We start from the raw sequence: 17,417 nt of genomic DNA, 5'->3' as shown, positions 1-17,417 counted from the left end.
CCATCATTCTCGTTGACCGTTGATCAATAAATAATCAGAGCATGGGGCAAAAATAAACTTTTTAGTCTATTTTTGTCCCATGCTTACCAAGTCAGAACGCACGAAACAGTTTATACTGGAAACAGCAGCTCCTTTGTTCAACCAGAGAGGGATAGCCGGTGTCCACATCGACGATGTGCTGGCCGCTACCAAACTGACTAAGGGTTGCCTATACGGCCATTTCGAGAGTAAAGAAGATCTCTCGTTTCAAGTTATTGACCTTCTACTGGCCAAAATGAGTGAGCAGATCGGGATAACCATCAGTAAAGCCGATACTGCTAAGGGGAAACTATTTGCGTTTCTTGATCTCTACAAAAACCCTTTGGATACGTATATACGGGGTGGCTGCCCCATTTTTAATACAGCCGTAGAATCCGATGACAATTATCCGCCCGTCAAAGAAAAAGTCGCTGGCGTTATACGAAGGGGGCAGGAATTGGCCGTCACCATCTTAAATCAAGGCATTGAAAGCGGTGAGTTTTCTCCTGATCTTGATGCCGCTGTATATGCCTTCAAGATGGTGGCCGCCGTTGAAGGAGGGGTTGTCATGTGCCGCGCTATGAATACGGCGAAACCTATGCAGGGGCTCATCAAAAGCCTGAAAGCGGAGTTGGACAGTTATTCTGTCTAGTTTTTTTCTCCCGAAATAAACTAAAAAGTATATTTTAAATTTATCGAGTACACTTCGGCCTGTTTGTTGGTCTCAAAATATACTTTTTGGTCTATTAATTATGTGTACTGACCTAACGAACGAATAACAACTTTTACGTAAAGAATCATGGAATTACGAGGGAAGGTAGTATTGATCACTGGTGGAGCAGCCGGTATCGGCCTAGAAGCCGCTAAACAGTTTTTAGCCAATGGAGCAAGCGTACTGATCACGGGTAGAAACCCGGCGAAATTAGAAGCCGCTAAAAAATTGTATCCGGCACTGATTACCATCAACAGTGATGTTTCCAGCGCTGATGATGCGCGTCAACTCGTCAGCCAGGTGCGGCAATTAGGCGGAATCGATATTCTATACAACAATGCGGGTGTTCTGACTGAACCACTCAGTCTGGCTGTACCAAGTGAGAAACATGTGGAGGATGCGGCTTATGAAATGAATGTCAACTACCTGGGTGTCATTCGCCTGAATAATCTGTTCATGGACATACTTACGGCCAGATCAGAAAGCGCTATTATCAACACAACCTCTATTCTGAGCTATGTACCCTCTATACTGGAAGCGACCTACTCTGCGTCCAAGGTAGCACTGCGTTTCTATACCGAATCGCTCCGGAAACATTTGAAAATTGTGAACAGTCCAGTAAAGGTGTTCGAGCTTATCCCCCCCGTGGTGGCCACCGAAATGACTGCGGATCGGACAGACAAAAAAATAACTACCGACGTGCTGGTCAATGCCCTCATCAATGGGCTCAAGACGAACCAGTTGACCATCCGCGTCGGCGACACGAAATCGCTTTATGTACTCAACCGGCTTTCGCCCAAACTGGCTGATAAGCTGGTTAACCCAACGAAAAGTTACCAGTTGCTGCGCCCTTAACCTTTTATTATCAATCACGCCAGACTGACGAAACAATGAAAGCATTTGCTATAAATCGGTATACCGAAAAGGGGCCGTTACAGGCTACTGACATACCAGAGCCCGTATTGCAGGATAAGGACGTACTGGTCCAGGTTCACGCAGCGGGTGTCAATCAACTTGATTCAAAAATAAGGGATGGCGAGTTCAAGCTTCTTCTGCCGTATCGCTTTCCACTCATTTTAGGCAACGATGTGGCGGGAGTTATTACCCAGATCGGCGTTGGTGTCCGGAAGTTCAAGGTAGGTGATGAAATATACGCCCGCCCCGATAAAGATCGAATCGGAACGTTCGCCGAGTTCATTGCCCTAAGTGAGGACGACACTGCCATGAAGCCCCGGAACCTTACGATGGAAGAGGCCGCTTCGATTCCACTGGTCGGTCTCACCGCCTGGCAGGCATTAGTTGAAAAAGCGGACCTGAAGAAAGGCCAGAACGTGTTTATTCAGGCTGGTTCGGGTGGCGTAGGCACGTTTGCCATTCAGCTGGCCAAGCATCTGGGTGCTACGGTAGCCACGACAACGAGTGCCGACAATCGCGAGCTGGTAAAAAGTCTGGGGGCGGATGTAGTCATTGATTACAGGAAGGAAAATTTTGAAACCATACTGCATGATTACGATGTGGTTCTGAACAGTCAAGACCAGAAGACACTCGAAAAATCACTCCGCATCTTAAAACCGGGGGGAAAACTCATTTCTATTTCGGGTCCTCCTGATCCTGCTTTCGCCAGCGAGATTGGCCTGAACTGGTTACTAAAAACCGTGTTGTTCTTCTTGAGCTACAGCACCCGAAAAAAAGCAAAACGGTACGGGGTAGACTATTCGTTTCTCTTCATGAAAGCGAGCGGCAGCCAGCTAACCAAAATTACTTCGTTGATCGAATCCGGGATCATACGACCTGTAGTCGATAAACTATTTCCGTTTAAGTCGACCAACGACGCGTTAGCCTATGTTGAAAGCGGACGCGCGAAAGGTAAGGTTGTTGTCCAGGTGAAGTAAATCAGATTTCGCAGATCGCTGTTTCGTGACTGGGCAAGCTTCTTGTTCAATGCAGAAACAGCGATCTGTTGTCAACTTCCTGTTCTATTTCATAGCAAACAAACGGGCATCTGTTTGCCAATCTGAGCCATTCTTCACGCGTTAGCGGATGCGCAAACGTTTAGCAATCAGACGAGGAGACGAACGAATCTGCCCATCATCGGTGATCATGATGTAGCTGTATTGGGGGTATTTCCGGATCAGTTTCAGTCCGGCGTCCTTGCCCAACACCATCAGTGAGGTACTGAATCCATTGGCCGTTTCAGCGCTGGGACCAAAGACCGTTACACTGCTCACACCCGTAGCCGGATAACCCGTTCGGGGATTGATGATGTGGGCATATCGCTTACCATTGAACACCACAAACTTCTCGTAACTTCCGGAAGTCACAACGGCAGGTTGCCGCAACGGCACAACTGCAAAGACCGTGTCCTTGTGCAGTGGATTGGTGATGCCGATGGTCCAGTCACGCCCGTTGGTTTGTCTGCCCCAGGTACTCATATCGCCCGACCCGTTGACAATACCGGCCTTGATACCCCGCGCCAACATCATGGTGCGGCAGCGGTCGGCGGCATACCCCTCCCCCAGCGCGCCAAAACCAATCTTCATCCCCTTCCGCGACAGAAAAATGGTCGAATGCACGCGGTCCAGCACAATGTGTTTGTACCCCACTTTCTCCACTGATTTTTTTATGGCCTGCGGGCTTGGCATTTCCGTCATTGAGCCATCGAATTTCCAGATACGATCCATCGCGGCAAAGCTGATATCGAAAGCCCCGTTCGTGATGATAGAGAAATGAAGAGCCCGCTCCGTTAACGCGAATACTTCGGGATCAACCCGTACGGGAGCAATACCGGCATTCTGGTTAACCTGCGAAATTTGGGTATCGGCTTTCCAGTCCGAGATCAGGTTCTCGATCCGCGTCACTTCGGCAATGACCGTATCGATCGCCTGTTCAGCCGTTAGGGAGTCCGCGGCAACGATGGTAATGTCGAACCGGCTACCCATCAACTTAACCGTTCTTTTTCGTAGTATCTGGGCATCGGCGTTGAATCCCAGTAAAAGTAGAGCGAGTACGAATACGTATTTCATGCTGTAAAAATCGGTCAAAAGAGACAATGTTGGCTGGCTAACCAGGTAATCAGCCAAACATTTCCAGCAAGAGAACAAAATCGGTATCCAGTTCGATGAAGGGCATAAGAACACTCATCTTGATCTTATGGGGCAGAAAGCCGAAGTATTTTTTGAACGCTGCCGTGAAATGGGTTGCGTGTTTGTAACCTAATGAGCGGGCGATAGCCGAAATTTTTGTTTGCCCTGCCGTCAGAAGGTCTTTCGCTTTTTCCATTTTAAACTGATTCAAATAGCCAAATACGGTCGTCTTGCTGGTATCTATTGCTCGTTTGATAAGCACTGTCAGTGCGCAGCGAGCAAATCATCTGAACGTAGGGTTAGCAATTCTCTATTGAAAGATCCAGCTTCTGGCACAAGTTCCGGTTGGTGTACCAGATGGGGATGCCTTCTAGCAACCATTCGTGCCAGAAATCCTTCCCATCACTGGCAACGACACGGATTCGCTGTTCGAAAAAAGTAGCTTCCCCTCTCCGTAAAAACCGAGTTCGCAGCGGATCACCTCGTTCGCAGAATTACCACCTTCTCTCTCTGGCGTTACCGTATCTCTCTTATGCACCCCGCTGGGTCTAGGACATTGGTACCGGACAGAATCAATTAGACAAAGTCTAACTAAGAAACTGTTCTGCGCTCATGTATAACCAACTTCTAGGCGGCAAATTCGATGTACTTTCCCTGTCCTGTTTCTGGCAATTCAGGCAGTTTCACGGGAGCGACTGCTTACGGGGATGACGACCGGAATTATTACTAACCTAAAAAGCAGCTACTGAAATCAGCAGCTGCTTTTTTTTGCTCGTTTACTGATTCGTGGGATTTGCCCGTAAAAGCAATGGCTATTTTAAGCATTACTAGCGCCAACCCATTACTTTTCAATCAGTACTTCGTCTAAGCCATTGAAACGCTGTCGTTCTACTGCCGGACAATGCCCCATCGCTACTGTGTTGGTGGGCAGTCTATTTTTCTATACCTGTTTCAGCCAGGACGGCCCGGTTTTTGTGAGAAGTCAATTGAAGGCCTGCGCTTTCCGCAGTCAATTGCAAAACCGACCGACGAAAAGGCCAAAACCGATGAATTTTTTGGTAGAATTTCAAGCTACTGACTTACAGTTCCCATTCATGGTACGTTGGTTTACAGACGAATCGTGCTGAACTAGATGGTGTCCAGCGATCAACTATCAATATGGCTGCATCAGCCAACGTCAACGTGCCCTACCCTGTCGTTAACTAAAAAAAAGGTGAAACATCAACGACAACAATGTATGTTTGTTTAACCATAAAGGTCAAAATTGCCTCTTTTAAGCCGTCATCATTCAACAAAATGCCAAAAGTATCCCGTATTTCTAAACACAGTGTATCCACCCCTTTGACTATTGCTGATCTACCATCTGTGTTGGCGAGCTGGAGTCAGGCTGTTCGTGACTTTCATACGTTGCATGGGGTTCTATCGGAGACCATAGCGAGTCGCCAGTCAGCAAACGGCACAAAACCAGCTACTCAATACTCGCTGTGTGAGTTAAAAAAAGTGCGGGATACGATGGCGCAGGAGATCATCAGCCTGATAAATGAACTGGATAATTCAGGCGATTTGAGTCCGGAATCTGCATCACTAACCATAAGTCGCCTACGCTCCCACACGATTCGTCTGGAAAAAGAAGCAGAGCGCATCAAGCGGGCTCTCTGGTTAAGTTCACTGGGAGCCTCTTGAAAACAGTATCGACACGGCATCGGATTACACTACGAGCAGCCTATCCTACAATTTCAGTACTTCGTTCCGTCCTTATTTTGTCTTCATCGCAGCCGCGCTTTCCGGCTCCCTATTGACCTACTCTTGATTGGGTAGCGGCCAACTTAACAGGTAACTTATCAGGCGTAATCACTTCTTTTTGTATATACAGTCTGACAAACTCAATTTTGCCAATTCCTGTTAACAAAACAGGCTAGTAGCCTAGTAAACAGTACCTGATTCGCGTTACCCCTCTGTGCGCCGGCTCTCTCAACAATTCGATACATACCGGCAACTACTAGTACACGTAGTAGTAATACGTTCTCGTAACCGTTAAATAAATTCGCCAATTACTAACTAGCTATTTCCCCAATAAAGTCGTTGTAGATCATAAGTAGTATATAACGAGATAGACGCCGTTGTAGCTGCATGATCCTCTTATACTATCTGTATAGTGGACAAGTCAACTAGCAAACGTTCCGACCAGTTTTCCATAACTGGTCGGAACATTTCTTTTTAGCCCTATTCTTTTCCATCCGTATCCAACGGTTCATCTTCAATAATCGTGTAAGCAACCGCACGGCTGGTAGGTTCAGCGGCCAGATGAGTCCATTCGGTATATTGACGCGTAAAAGCCGCTCCGTAATAAAAGATCAGGGACGCATAAAACACGAACAGCAGCAACAGGATCACGGCCCCTGCCGTACCATACAGCATCCCAAGCTGGCTATGAACCAATAATCGATTTAAGATAGCCTCGCCTATTTTAAAAAGCGAACTGGTAAAGAGAGCACCCAGCCAAACCGCTCGCCAGGGTATTCTGACATCCGGCAGAAACTTGAACAGAATGGCAAACCAGATCATACGTATAATCACCGAAGTCAGGAAATTCCCTACGCTCACGACGTTGTGGTAATACGTCAGTGAAGACAGAGAGAACTCGGTACCTGCCCGAGCCAGAAACTGCTCCAGCAACAGTGACAGACTAAACAGAAAGCCGGAAACTACAATGATGATCAGCGCAATTAGCTTGTCGGTCAGTGTTGATAGCAGGTTTCTTCCTTCCTTGTGTTTGATGTTCCACAGTTGATTGAGTGAGTTTTTGAGAATAGCGAACAAAGTAGTCGACGAAAGCAGAAGCAACACAAACCCTAGCAATGTTAACGAAAGATCGGCTTTGGGTTGTTGCAATCGATGCGAAATGTCTTCCAGTTGGTTCGCACTTTTCGGACCAAACAAGTCGGCCAGTTCATCGAAAAACTGCCCGCTAACCCGCTGATAACGATCATTGTAGAGTCGGCTGAGTACGTTGCTGAGAATAATAACGATGGGTGGTAATGCAAAGAAGGAAAAGAAAGCCGTTGCTCCGGCCATACGGACAGGATCGTTGGCCTTTAGGTTGGTGAACGCTTGTTTCAACAGCCGGAAAACAGTGGTCACTTTTTTCAATGGATCAACAATTCAGGTCCGGAGAATCAACACCGCTGGCGTCTATAGAGTTTTGCGATTACAAGATTCTTCGCTTGTCGGTGTGCTCGTAACCTACACAACGTTCAGTGGTTTCGCTGCCTTGAGGTAACCAGTTCCTCATCGTAAAAAACAATGCATAGATAGTCGTGTTGAGTTTATAGCTCTCTGATTCAAGATGATCGAAACGAGTCATTGTTTCAAGTTGGAACAAACACAAACCCATTACTTATAGCAGGCTTATGAATTATATCCGACGCGGCACTGGGAAACCATTACTCCTGATTCATGGCCTTGGGAGCAGCCACCGATCCTGGGATTTGATCATCGATAAACTGGCGGTCAACCGGGATGTTATTGCGATCGATTTACCCGGCTTTGGTGATACCCCTCCCCTGCCCGGCGAGGTATCGATTCGTACGCTTGCCGATGCCGTTACCGACTTTTTAGCTGAGAATGACTTAACGGGTATCGACGCGGTCGGCAGTTCGATGGGCGCGCGACTCGTTCTCGAACTGGCTCGACGGGGTGGCATACTTGGTGCGGTTGTATCGCTCGATCCGGGTGGTTTCTGGCAAGGTTGGGAGATTCCCTTTTTCTATCACTCCATTCGGTTATCGGCCCAGCTCGTTAACGGCCTACAACCTATTTTACCTGCGCTGACTGGAAATCCCGTTAGCCGAACTCTATTATTTGCGCAGTTTTCTGCTCACCCCTGGGCGATTCCCGCGCAGAATGCGCTAAACGAGTTACGCACCTTTACGCCTACACCAACATTTACCAAACTGCTGGACAACCTGGCGTATGGCGAAAAACAGAAAGGCGCACCGGCTGATTCAATTGAGCAACCAGTAGTAATTGGCTGGGGACGTCAGGATCTGGTTTGCTTTCCTAATCAATCGAAACTAGCCCTGACCCTTTTCCCGGACGCGCAGTTGCACTGGTTCTCCCACTGTGGTCATTTTCCTCAACTGGATGTTCCCGAAGAAGTTACTCAGTTGATTCTGGATGTGACCGACGGTTCTTACCAACCACAAACTAATAATCACCCAAAACAAGGTATGGTAACAACTAAAAAACTAGCGGATACGGCCCTAATCGGCGTAGGCGCGGCACTCGTATTCGTCGGCTTATTTCTAGCGTTTCGGCCAGCCAGATAGCAACAATTTATTTCTTGAAACTAGCCAGGTTATCTTTCGTAACGAGCTGAAACGGCACGAGTGTTTCTTTATCGTATGCCTGCCCTTTTGCGACTTTCAGGGCTGTTTCGATGGCTTTTGATCCCTGCTGTTCTGCATTCTGGAAAATGGTAGCGTCCAGTGTACCATTTTTCACGGCCTGTAACGCATCAGGAATGGCATCGATACTAACCACAACGACTTTATTTTTCAGGCCCGCACTGGTCAGGGCTTTGACGGCCCCCATTCCCATCTCGTCATTCTGCGCGAAAACGGCGTTAATGTCCGAGCCATACGATTGAATCCAGTTTTCCATCAGCGACATTGATTTGGCCCGATCCCACTCACCGGTCTGGTGGGCGATCAGCTTCAGTCCAGGATACTGTTTCAGCACCTCGCGGGCACCCTGCTCCCGTTGTATCTGAGCCGCTTGCCCCATGTAACCATGAATCATGACCACATTGCCTTTTCCACCCAGCCGTTTGGCAATGTAATTCATCGCGATTCGTCCCGACTCGACATCATCGGAGCCAACAAAGGCGGTAGGTTTCGCCGTGGTTGCTGAGTTTACATTTATAATCGGGATATGCGCGGCTAACGCTTTGGTCACGGCGGGTGAACTGGCCTCCACCTCGCAGGGATTCATAATAATGACATCCACCTTTTGCGCAATAAAACTCTCGACCTGTTCGATCTGCTTTAGCGCCGACCGCTCAGCATCGACCGTAATAAACTCAACATCAGCCTCCTGCGCCTTTTTCGCCATCTCATCATTTACATTGACGATAAACTCGTTCTGCATACTGAGCATGGTGGCACCCACAACGAGTTTTTTGTTCTGACCACCTTTTTCACTCGTCGAGGATTGAGTACAGCCCGAAAGCAAAAGTAACAACGAAAGAAAAGTGCTTAGGAAAACAAACGTTCTGTGCGTCATTGATAAGTAGTGAATGCGTGATTGAAAGTTGATTACTGTTTATTATTCAGCAATGTGATTGGAATAACGTACTTACTCCCCCTTGCGACTTAAACTATCCAGCACGACGGCCCCGATGATGATGACTCCCATCACAACCTGCTGATAGTACGATGTTACGTTGAGTAAATCCAGCCCATTGTTGATCACCCCGATCAGCAATGCACCGATCAACGTGCCGGTTATGGTCCCGGTGCCGCCCGATGTGCTAGTGCCTCCAATGATCGCAGCCGCAATGGCATCCAGTTCAAACCCTGTACCGGCGTTAGGTTGTCCCGTTGTGATGCGGGATGTCAGTAAAATACCAGCCAGCGCAGCCAGCCCACCGCATAATGTATAAACGATCATCTTTATGCGATTGAGCCGAATACCCGACGCTTCGGCGGCCTGTTCATTGCCCCCGACTGCGTACATATAGCGACCTAAAACGGTCTTACTGAGCAGAATAGAACAAAGCACAAAGGCAATGATCAGGATGATAATGGGCGTTGGTACGCCCAGCAGCTGACCACCACCAATGAAGTTAAAGGAATCCGACAGATTCGATACGGGACGACCCTTGCTGAGAATAAGTGCCAGCCCACGCCCAATTGTCATCGTACCCAGCGTCACGATGAACGGAGGTACTTTGCTTCGGGTGATGATAAAACCATTGAATGCGCCGAACAGCAAGCCCGATAGTATGCCAATACCGATAGAAACGAGTACCGGATAATCGTCGGGGTGGGCGAACAGTGCAGCCGCAACACCCGTAACCGCTACCATCGACCCGATCGACAGATCGATGCCACCCGTTATGATCACAAACGTAACGCCAAAGGCCAGCAACGCATTGATCGACACCTGCGTTACGATGGTCATCAGGTTCGACACCGTCAGAAATTTCGGCGTAATTACGGATAGAACGATACACAAAATGACGAAAGCAATCCCAATCCCGTATTTTCCGATACCGCGGGTGCGTACTTTGTCAGTACCTCTAACCGGATTCAAATAAGTTTGTAGTACATTCTTCATGCGTATTGTTTTTCGGGCAACTGGTTATCATCGTTACCCAATGGCCAACCTACCCTGGCATCGCGTAAGCCATAATTGTTTCCTGAGTAGCTTCCTCTTTCGACAAGATTGCGGTCTGCTTCCCTGCCGCCAATACAAGGATTCGATCACTCATTCCTACTAATTCAGGGAGTTCAGACGAAATAATGATAACCGCTAATCCATTCGAGGTCAGCTCGTTGATCAGCTTATAAATCTCAGCTTTTGCCCCAATATCAACGCCACGCGTTGGCTCATCAAGCATGATCACATCCGGCGACGAAAGAAGCACTTTCCCGATCACTACTTTCTGCTGATTTCCCCCGCTCAGGGTTGCCACCTTCTGATCAATACTTGACGTCTTTATGTGCAGATTATCAACCATATCGGCGGTTGCGCTGATTTCACGCTTGTCCTGAATAAAGGGCCCATTAGCGTAATTGCGCAGACTGGCCAGCGTACTGTTTTCCTTCACCGACATCGTAGGCACCAGCCCCACGCCTTTCCGGTCTTCGCTGACGTAACCGATACCGTGCCGGATCGCATCCGGCGGGAAGCGTATCGTTACGGGCTGCCCCTTGACAAAAATTTGTCCATGATCAATCCAGTCCAGACCAAAAATGGCCCGTGCGATTTCGGTGCGACCCGCACCCATCAGTCCCGCCATGCCCAGTACTTCACCAGCCCGCACGTCAAACGTGATGCCCGAGAATTTCCCCGTCCGTCCCAGGTCCCTGACGGATAGGATAACCTCGCCTTTCGACGTAGTTGGTTCGGGAAATAAGCTGTCAATTTCCCGACCTACCATCATCGCAATTAGCTGGTTTGTGTCCATCGCCGATGCGCTGCTCGTACCGATGTAGCGTCCGTCTCTCAGCACTGTAATCGTATCAGCAATGGTAAAAATCTCGTCCATCTTGTGCGAGATGTAGATAATCGCAACTCCCTTTTGCGTCAGCTCCCGAATGATTCGGAACAGCGTGGCTACCTCCCGGTCCGATAGGGCCGACGTGGGCTCATCCATGATCAGGAGTCTGGCATCGTTGGAAATGGCTTTGGCAATTTCGACCATTTGCATTTCGGCCACGCTCAGGTACTTCATTTTGGTTCGGGCGTCAATGTTGACGCCCATACGCGTCAGAATTTCTTCGGCCTGTCGGTAGATGGTCCGGTCATCGAGCCAGCCGGGAAACAGGCGGGTAGCTTCCCGACCTAGGAAAATATTTTGCGCTACGGTCAGCTCAGGGACCAGCAGAATTTCCTGATGAATCATTGACACGCCTTTCCGGAGCACTTCGTTGACACTGCCTGCCGCCAGGGGGGTTCCTTCCAGCAGAATTTCACCCGAATCGGACTTAAGCAGGCCAATCAGAATCTTCATGAGGGTCGATTTACCGGCGCCGTTTTCGCCCATCAGCGCATGAACCTCGCCCTTTCTGACGTGTAGCTGCACGTTATCCAGCGCCTTCACGCCAGAAAACGTTTTCGTCAGGCCATGTACCTGAAGAACATATTCCTGCGACTGGTTCATGATTTATACACCGTGACGGGTTCCGATACAACAAGCAGGTTTGCAGTCCTTATGCGCTTAGTTTTTGATAAGCTGACACGAGGACTACAAACCCGTACTACTAATGCTCATTGATTTATGACCACTCGACGCCCGTGTCTTTCCAGGCTTTCGATGCCGCCGAGTCGAGAACGGCCTCACAGACCTTCTGCGTTTCCAGCGCATCTTTGAACGTAGGCGCACACGATTCGCCGGTTTCCAGACTTTTCAGAAAATCGGCCACCTGATGAATAAAGCTATGCTCGTAGCCAATACCCAGGCCAGGTACCCACCACTTGTCCATGTAAGGCTGATCACCGTCGGTAACGTGAATGGACCGCCAGCCGCGCACGATGGAATCATCGGCGTAATCGAAGTATTCCAGCCGGTTCAGGTCGTGCAGGTCCCAGCGGATGGACGCATTCTCGCCGTTGATCTCGAAAGTATACAGGGCCTTATGGCCGCGCGCATACCGCGTTGACTCGAACAGACCCAGTGACCCATTTTCGAAGTGGCAATGGAATATACAGGCATCGTCGATACCGACCGGCTGAAGTTTACCCGTCAGTTGATGAACCCGTTCTTTAACAAACGTTTCCGTTACTGCCGATACGTCTTTGATAGCCCCGTTAAGCCACATGGCCGTATCAATACAGTGCGCCAGCAGGTCACCGGTTACGCCCGAACCAGCCGCTTCCACATCCATACGCCAGGTCCCGGTACCGCCCTGTGGCACGTCCGCACTGATGGTCCAGTCCTGGAGAAAATTGGCGCGGTAATGAAAAATCCGACCGAGCTTGCCCGAATCGACAATCTGTTTAGCGAGCGTAACGGCAGGAATGCGCCGGTAGTTGTACCAAACGGTGGTAGCCACCCCTGCTTTCTCAGCCGCATCAACCATCTCTTGGCCTTCGGCTACGTTGCGGGCAATCGGCTTCTCACAGAGGATCATCTTTCCCGCATTCGCAGCGGCAATGGCAATTTCGGCGTGGGTATCGTTGGGGGTACAGATGTCGACGGCATCGATGTCATCCCGCGCAATGAGGGCTTTCCAATCGGTTTCGACGGACTCGTAGCCCCACTGGTCCGCAAAAGCCTGTACTTTTTCGGCGTTGCGCGAACATACTGCCTTTAAAACGGGGGTATAGGCCAGATCAGGGAAAAAATTGGGTACGCGGTTATAGCCATTGGAATGGGTCCGGCCCATAAAACCGGTGCCAATCAAGCCGATGCGTAGTTCTTTTTTCGTTGCCATTTTTTCAGGTTTAGGGTTATCATCTCTTGTAGAGACGCAAGGGATGGCGTCTCATACGCGTCAGCAACTATCGGTATCAGCTAAAAAACCATCCGGTCAGGAGACGCATAGGGATTGCCGCACCGGCGGACCGGTCTCTACGCGGGTTCATACCAGCCGTGTTGCTGGCGGACTTTGATCATTGTAGCCAGAATATCGTTCCAGGTCTGCTGGTTGGTCATCACAGAATTAGGGAACATACACCCATCCCAGCAAATGTGTTTGAACGCTTTGGTCAGCTGACCGTTTTCGTCGCGCAGCCAGTAGCCCGCATCATGCACTACATCGAGCTTCCCGTTGGGGTCTAGTGCCTGACAATGGCGACCCGTTTTGTCGTGCGAACCTGAACCAAATACCGTTCCGTCATTTTGGGCGACGTGGAAATCAATGGTCCACGGGCGAAGGGCATTTGTCAGCGTACGCAACGCTTCACTCAGACTTTTTCGGTCGCTCCAGTCAAAATCGGGCGGTAAGATACGGTCCTGTTCGCGGTTGTAACCCATCGTATACAGTAACGTATGCGCCATATCGGCCTGAAAACCCATATTCGGGCGATCAACGGCTTCCAGCGTTTCGAGCATGGTTTTCCAGCTGTGCATCCCACCCCAACAGATCTCGCCTTCGGCAGCCAGCTTTTCACCGTAATCGGCGGCTACGTCGCAGGCTTCCTGAAAGGTCTGCACGATGAGTTTGTTATTACCGACTGGATCGGCATCCCAATCATGGGGTGAGGTTGCCGAGTCGATGCGGACCACGCCACTCGGACGAATACCGAGTTCGGTCAGTTTCTGGCCGATGTGGCACGATTTACGGACCATCTCGACAAAATTGGCCCGATCTTCTTTACTACCCATGGCCGGACCGCCCCAGATAGGAGCCACCAACGAGCCAACGGCCAGATTGTAGCCACTCAACTTATCGGCTAACTGTTTAATCCCATCATCCGATATATTGACATCAATGTGTTCGAAGAGCGCCAGATCGACGCCGTCGAATTTCACCCCGTCGACTTCAGCCGCAGCGGTCAGTTCCAGCATGGTGTCGAATGGAACGACGGGTTCGGAGTCGGGGCCTTTCCCGACCACACCCGGCCACATGGCGTTATGGAGTTTGGGATAGTTATTTTCGTTCATGGAAAGGAAATGATTTAAGGTTTGAGTTTGAGTCCAGCGCGCAAACGTTGACAGTCAGCACGGTTCGTATTCTAGAGCACCAGGTCTGGATTGCCGGGACCGAAGTGTTTAAGCATAACGATTGGGTCGGTTGTTGATGGGTTCGTAATCGTTACGCCCTCAAGAGCCGCCTTTTCCGAGACAAAGAACTCGTCGTTCGTCAGTTGGCCGTAGCGAATCAACGCTGGTGTTTCGATTTCCCAGACGCCCATCTTGCCATGACCCTGCATAACGATCAGGCCATAGGCAGCACTGTCTTTTATGGTCACCGTTGCGCCCGGAAATACGGTCAGCTCTTTGGCGCTAAATGCCTCATTTTTGTAACACACCCACGTCTCGCTGTATCCGTCAGCCTCCATGTCGGCGACTGGCTTAACTGGTCTGGGACGCATAAACCGATTGGCCATCATCTGCGGATCAACGTTCAAATCCCAGTCAATAGCTTCCATCAGCTGATCGTAGTCACCCATACGATCTTTGGGCGTACCATTCCAGAGCAGTTCTTCCGGGATGATTGCTTCGTTGACCAATGACTGGTACATGGCAAATACGTCGGAGGCTTTTTGGGGCTCGTACGTACACAAGCTGCCGGGCGCGTGAAGCAGTCCGGGTGGAACGTCCCAGCCCGTGCCGGGTTCGAGCCGGTAAGCCGACGAAAAATTGGTTATCTTGTTATCGCCCTTCGTGAAGTTTTGCAGACACTCTTTGATCTGCTCTTTCGTGGTGCCGGGCGCAATGCCGAAAAACGTATAGGGGAAATCGCCACCGTGATTATTCAGTTGCGGTGGAAAATAATAGGCTTCGGGTTTGCCCAGCTGCCCAATGAGCGCAGCCTGTTCGTCATTATGGTGCAGGTGATGGGGCAGCGGCCCCATGTTGTCGAAAAACTTGGAATACATCGGCCACGCACCGTATTCGTTCCAAAGGCGTTCCCCAATCAAGGCATCCTGTAATTCATCGATCGCATCTTTCAGCAGAAACTGAACATCGGCATCGCCATCGTTGAAGACGACAGCACTCAATCCTTCGTTTTCGCCGGTCAGCGGACCATTTTTGGCGGGTGTTGTCGATGATAGCCACCGTTCGTCGATGCCGCCCCGTTCGCCACCTAATACGTAATAGTCGTCGGGATGCAGCTTTATGCGACGTCCCGGCACGCAGAAGGAACGGGGGACCCACGTTGGTGCCAGACGTAAAATACCGTTTCCCTCTTCTAAGGCTTTTGCGGCTACGCTTACTTTTTCGGTTGTTTCCATACGAGTTTATTGTTACTCAACTAAACGTAATTGCTTACAAAGTCATTGATATCGGCGGCATCGGTCAGCAGCTCAAGTTCCAGGTCGTAGGTTCGGCTTTCGCCCGGCGCTATAAACACCAATGATCCTTCTTTGCGGGCTTTGGCCTGACCGATGGGCGGATGCGTACCCGGTTCGATGCCCGTCACGTACTCGCCTTTACCCCAGTGCTGCCAGTTCGTTAGCCAGGGCAATTGCTCTTTCCGGAAGCGCATGACCAGCGCCAACCCAAGCTGGGCGTTGTGCAGACCGGCCCGGCATAAACCCGAATGATCGGGAACGATGTCGATAAACGCGACGGCTTCGCCTGTTCCGGTGTGGGACTCAAGCGGAGCAGGACAGGTTCGAAAATCATAACCTTCCCGAAAGATTTCGCTGTTGATTCCCCCTTCACGCGCCTGCCAGTCGCCCCGCCAGATGAGCTCGGTTCCTTCATCGACCAACGGCCATCCGAAGTTGAAGTGATAGAGCAGCATGTGCGGAGCCGGCGTATTGGCCCGGTTGATAACCTCGTCATGAATCCGGATCGTCGGCTGACCGAGTGTTCCAGAAATAGTACGTCGCAGTTCCAGGCTAGGGCCAAATACGCGGGTTTCCCGTATTCGACCAGTAATGCTCATATCCAGCTTTCCCCTGGCCGGATCGGGCTGAACGATCGACTCGATTTCGGCAACGATATTACTGATGTGCCCGTGCAGACCCCGTTCACCAAATTCGTCCTGCTCGGGACCACCTACGTGCGTAAGGCCACAGGTTGTTAGCAAGCCGCCGTTGAAGGTTCGTAGCCAGTCGATTCCTCGATCCGACAGCGCTTCGGGGGTTGTAACGCCCGAGTGGCTCAGCCAGGTCAGGCTGTGTTGATTAAAAAAGGCATCGGCAATATCCATGCCCCGGTCAATGACCACTTTATAGCGGAGGCCCGTTCCGGTATTGATCCAGGCTATGCGGTTTCCCCGCCCGGACCCATTGTCCAGCACTGCAGTTTCGATGCCACCGAGTTGTGCCGGGTTTCCTACTTTGTTATACCAATTTGTCGAAATCAAGTCTGTGTACTTCTACGAAATGAGAATTGAGCGAAACTGCCTGACAATACGCGTTACAACTGCTTCAGCATCAGGTTTCGATACTGAACTTTCATGGGTGGCCCAACGTGTACCTGTACGCCCAGCAGTCCTTTCTGTTTGCCGTTGACCGTATCCTCGTCCGTTACGTCGCTCATCAGCACATCGTTTATGTAATGCTGCAAATGATTTCCCTTGACGACCAGGTGGAACGTGTTCCAGTTTTCGCCTTTAATGAGCGTTTGCAGGGAATCGGAGCTCCCCAATGAGCCTACCACGGTCAGTCCGTTCCAGGCATTATTTTTCACATTTGACCGGACGCCTTCGGGCGTGGCCGCTCCCTGATAGGGCGTTATTTTTGTTTTTTGACCGCGATAAGCCAGTGTCGTCCGTTTCCGTTCTTCGTAATTCTGACCTGTATACCGGTTCTTACCGTCGATGTCGGCCTGGTACCCACGCAGCGCAAATGGAATGTCGGTAAGCTGATCGCTCCGGTAGTTGATTCCCGAGTTACCATCGGCGGTTATGTTAAACTCACCTTTTAATTCAAAATCGCCGGGTTCGCCCCCGCGCCAGATGATAAATGAATTCGTTTTAAGCAGCGTCGTTGGTGTGATTTCGCCCACCAGATTTCCATTCTCGACGCGCCAGTAGGTCGGGTCACCGTCCCAGCCTTTGAGCGATTTACCATCGAATATCTGCACATAACCATCCTTCTGCTTCTGCGCTACGCAGTCCGTGTTAAGGCTAGCCGTTGCAACAACTGCCAATAGCCCCAGCTGGATCGCGTTACTTTTTATCTTTTTTAGCATGTCTGTCTCGCTTTTAGAGTCATGATCATGTAGCGCGGGAGTAAATCCGCGTAGCCATAGGCTA

16 protein-coding genes are annotated in these 17,417 nt (G+C 50.1%); 5 read left to right on the top strand and 11 right to left on the bottom strand.

The annotated features are described in order from the left end of the window. Window positions 1-79: 79 nt before the first annotated feature. The 3 genes from GK091_RS22305 (at window position 80) to GK091_RS22295 (ending at window position 2,622) form a co-directional block, all read left to right on the top strand. Entirely contained in the window at window positions 80-670 is a 591-nt protein-coding gene (locus GK091_RS22305) for a TetR/AcrR family transcriptional regulator (RefSeq protein WP_164042143.1), read from the top strand. Between the two features lie 147 nt (window positions 671-817). After that, on the top strand, window positions 818-1,585 hold the full coding sequence (locus tag GK091_RS22300) for an SDR family oxidoreductase (protein ID WP_164042141.1): 768 nt from the start codon (window positions 818-820) through the stop codon (window positions 1,583-1,585). Between the two features lie 35 nt (window positions 1,586-1,620). After that, entirely contained in the window at window positions 1,621-2,622 is a 1,002-nt protein-coding gene (locus tag GK091_RS22295) for an NADP-dependent oxidoreductase (RefSeq protein ID WP_164042137.1), read from the top strand. Window positions 2,623-2,763: 141 nt separating this feature from the next. Here the strand turns inward: GK091_RS22295 and GK091_RS22290 are convergent, their stop codons facing one another. Together GK091_RS22290 and GK091_RS22285 are read right to left on the bottom strand one after the other, a co-directional pair. Continuing rightward, window positions 2,764-3,753 (bottom strand): FAD:protein FMN transferase, encoded by a 990-nt coding sequence (locus GK091_RS22290; RefSeq protein ID WP_164042135.1) that lies wholly within the window; start codon window positions 3,751-3,753, stop codon window positions 2,764-2,766. A gap of 49 nt (window positions 3,754-3,802) precedes the next feature. Then, window positions 3,803-4,075, bottom strand: a complete 273-nt coding sequence (locus GK091_RS22285; protein WP_164042132.1) for a helix-turn-helix transcriptional regulator — start codon at window positions 4,073-4,075, stop codon at window positions 3,803-3,805. A gap of 1,034 nt (window positions 4,076-5,109) precedes the next feature. Here GK091_RS22285 and GK091_RS22280 point away from each other — a divergent pair. Beyond that, window positions 5,110-5,496, top strand: a complete 387-nt coding sequence (locus tag GK091_RS22280) for a hypothetical protein (protein ID WP_164042130.1) — start codon at window positions 5,110-5,112, stop codon at window positions 5,494-5,496. Window positions 5,497-6,036: 540 nt separating this feature from the next. Here GK091_RS22280 and GK091_RS22275 read toward each other — a convergent pair. Continuing rightward, complete coding sequence (locus tag GK091_RS22275; RefSeq protein ID WP_317166339.1) at window positions 6,037-6,954, bottom strand: YihY/virulence factor BrkB family protein; 918 nt, start codon at window positions 6,952-6,954, stop codon at window positions 6,037-6,039. 269 nt (window positions 6,955-7,223) lie between these two features. Here GK091_RS22275 and GK091_RS22270 point away from each other — a divergent pair, with 269 nt between their 5' ends. Continuing rightward, window positions 7,224-8,141, top strand: a complete 918-nt coding sequence (locus tag GK091_RS22270) for an alpha/beta fold hydrolase (protein WP_164042126.1) — start codon at window positions 7,224-7,226, stop codon at window positions 8,139-8,141. A gap of 7 nt (window positions 8,142-8,148) precedes the next feature. On the opposite strand, the gene GK091_RS22265 is transcribed toward GK091_RS22270, so the two are convergent. From GK091_RS22265 to GK091_RS22230, 8 genes are all read right to left on the bottom strand, one after another. Continuing rightward, a complete protein-coding gene (locus GK091_RS22265; RefSeq protein WP_164042123.1) occupies window positions 8,149-9,096 on the bottom strand; it encodes a sugar ABC transporter substrate-binding protein in 948 nt (315 codons plus the stop codon). 72 nt (window positions 9,097-9,168) lie between these two features. Then, window positions 9,169-10,152, bottom strand: a complete 984-nt coding sequence (locus GK091_RS22260) for an ABC transporter permease (protein ID WP_164042121.1) — start codon at window positions 10,150-10,152, stop codon at window positions 9,169-9,171. 49 nt (window positions 10,153-10,201) lie between these two features. After that, window positions 10,202-11,701 (bottom strand): sugar ABC transporter ATP-binding protein, encoded by a 1,500-nt coding sequence (locus tag GK091_RS22255; protein WP_164042119.1) that lies wholly within the window; start codon window positions 11,699-11,701, stop codon window positions 10,202-10,204. A gap of 115 nt (window positions 11,702-11,816) precedes the next feature. Continuing rightward, window positions 11,817-12,974, bottom strand: a complete 1,158-nt coding sequence (locus tag GK091_RS22250; protein WP_164042116.1) for a Gfo/Idh/MocA family protein — start codon at window positions 12,972-12,974, stop codon at window positions 11,817-11,819. A gap of 137 nt (window positions 12,975-13,111) precedes the next feature. Then, complete coding sequence (locus GK091_RS22245; RefSeq protein WP_164042114.1) at window positions 13,112-14,146, bottom strand: sugar phosphate isomerase/epimerase family protein; 1,035 nt, start codon at window positions 14,144-14,146, stop codon at window positions 13,112-13,114. Between the two features lie 71 nt (window positions 14,147-14,217). Then, window positions 14,218-15,441, bottom strand: coding sequence for a class I mannose-6-phosphate isomerase (locus GK091_RS22240; RefSeq protein ID WP_164042111.1), 1,224 nt, complete (start codon window positions 15,439-15,441; stop codon window positions 14,218-14,220). Window positions 15,442-15,461: 20 nt separating this feature from the next. Next, window positions 15,462-16,523 (bottom strand): aldose 1-epimerase family protein, encoded by a 1,062-nt coding sequence (locus GK091_RS22235; RefSeq protein ID WP_164042109.1) that lies wholly within the window; start codon window positions 16,521-16,523, stop codon window positions 15,462-15,464. A 53-nt stretch (window positions 16,524-16,576) separates the two neighbouring features. Further along, window positions 16,577-17,353: a 3-keto-disaccharide hydrolase gene (locus GK091_RS22230; protein WP_164042107.1), complete on the bottom strand. Its 777-nt coding sequence runs from the start codon at window positions 17,351-17,353 to the stop codon at window positions 16,577-16,579. Window positions 17,354-17,417: the final 64 nt, after the last annotated feature.

Source organism: Spirosoma agri, from assembly GCF_010747415.1.
GTDB lineage: Bacteria > Bacteroidota > Bacteroidia > Cytophagales > Spirosomataceae > Spirosoma > Spirosoma agri.
Note: the sequence above shows the minus strand (reverse complement) of the source record. Positions and strands in the feature narration are given on the sequence as shown.

Coding starts and splice junctions, on each gene's coding strand:
- GK091_RS22300 (WP_164042141.1), top strand. CDS start 818: ATGGAATTACGAGGGAAGGTAGTATTGATCACTGGTGGAGCAGCCGGT.
- GK091_RS22290 (WP_164042135.1), bottom strand. CDS start 3,753: ATGAAATACGTATTCGTACTCGCTCTACTTTTACTGGGATTCAACGCC.
- GK091_RS22265 (WP_164042123.1), bottom strand. CDS start 9,096: ATGACGCACAGAACGTTTGTTTTCCTAAGCACTTTTCTTTCGTTGTTA.
- GK091_RS22250 (WP_164042116.1), bottom strand. CDS start 12,974: ATGGCAACGAAAAAAGAACTACGCATCGGCTTGATTGGCACCGGTTTT.
- GK091_RS22240 (WP_164042111.1), bottom strand. CDS start 15,441: ATGGAAACAACCGAAAAAGTAAGCGTAGCCGCAAAAGCCTTAGAAGAG.
- GK091_RS22245 (WP_164042114.1), bottom strand. CDS start 14,146: ATGAACGAAAATAACTATCCCAAACTCCATAACGCCATGTGGCCGGGT.
- GK091_RS22280 (WP_164042130.1), top strand. CDS start 5,110: ATGCCAAAAGTATCCCGTATTTCTAAACACAGTGTATCCACCCCTTTG.
- GK091_RS22305 (WP_164042143.1), top strand. CDS start 80: ATGCTTACCAAGTCAGAACGCACGAAACAGTTTATACTGGAAACAGCA.
- GK091_RS22255 (WP_164042119.1), bottom strand. CDS start 11,701: ATGAACCAGTCGCAGGAATATGTTCTTCAGGTACATGGCCTGACGAAA.
- GK091_RS22270 (WP_164042126.1), top strand. CDS start 7,224: ATGAATTATATCCGACGCGGCACTGGGAAACCATTACTCCTGATTCAT.
- GK091_RS22260 (WP_164042121.1), bottom strand. CDS start 10,152: ATGAAGAATGTACTACAAACTTATTTGAATCCGGTTAGAGGTACTGAC.
- GK091_RS22230 (WP_164042107.1), bottom strand. CDS start 17,353: ATGCTAAAAAAGATAAAAAGTAACGCGATCCAGCTGGGGCTATTGGCA.
- GK091_RS22295 (WP_164042137.1), top strand. CDS start 1,621: ATGAAAGCATTTGCTATAAATCGGTATACCGAAAAGGGGCCGTTACAG.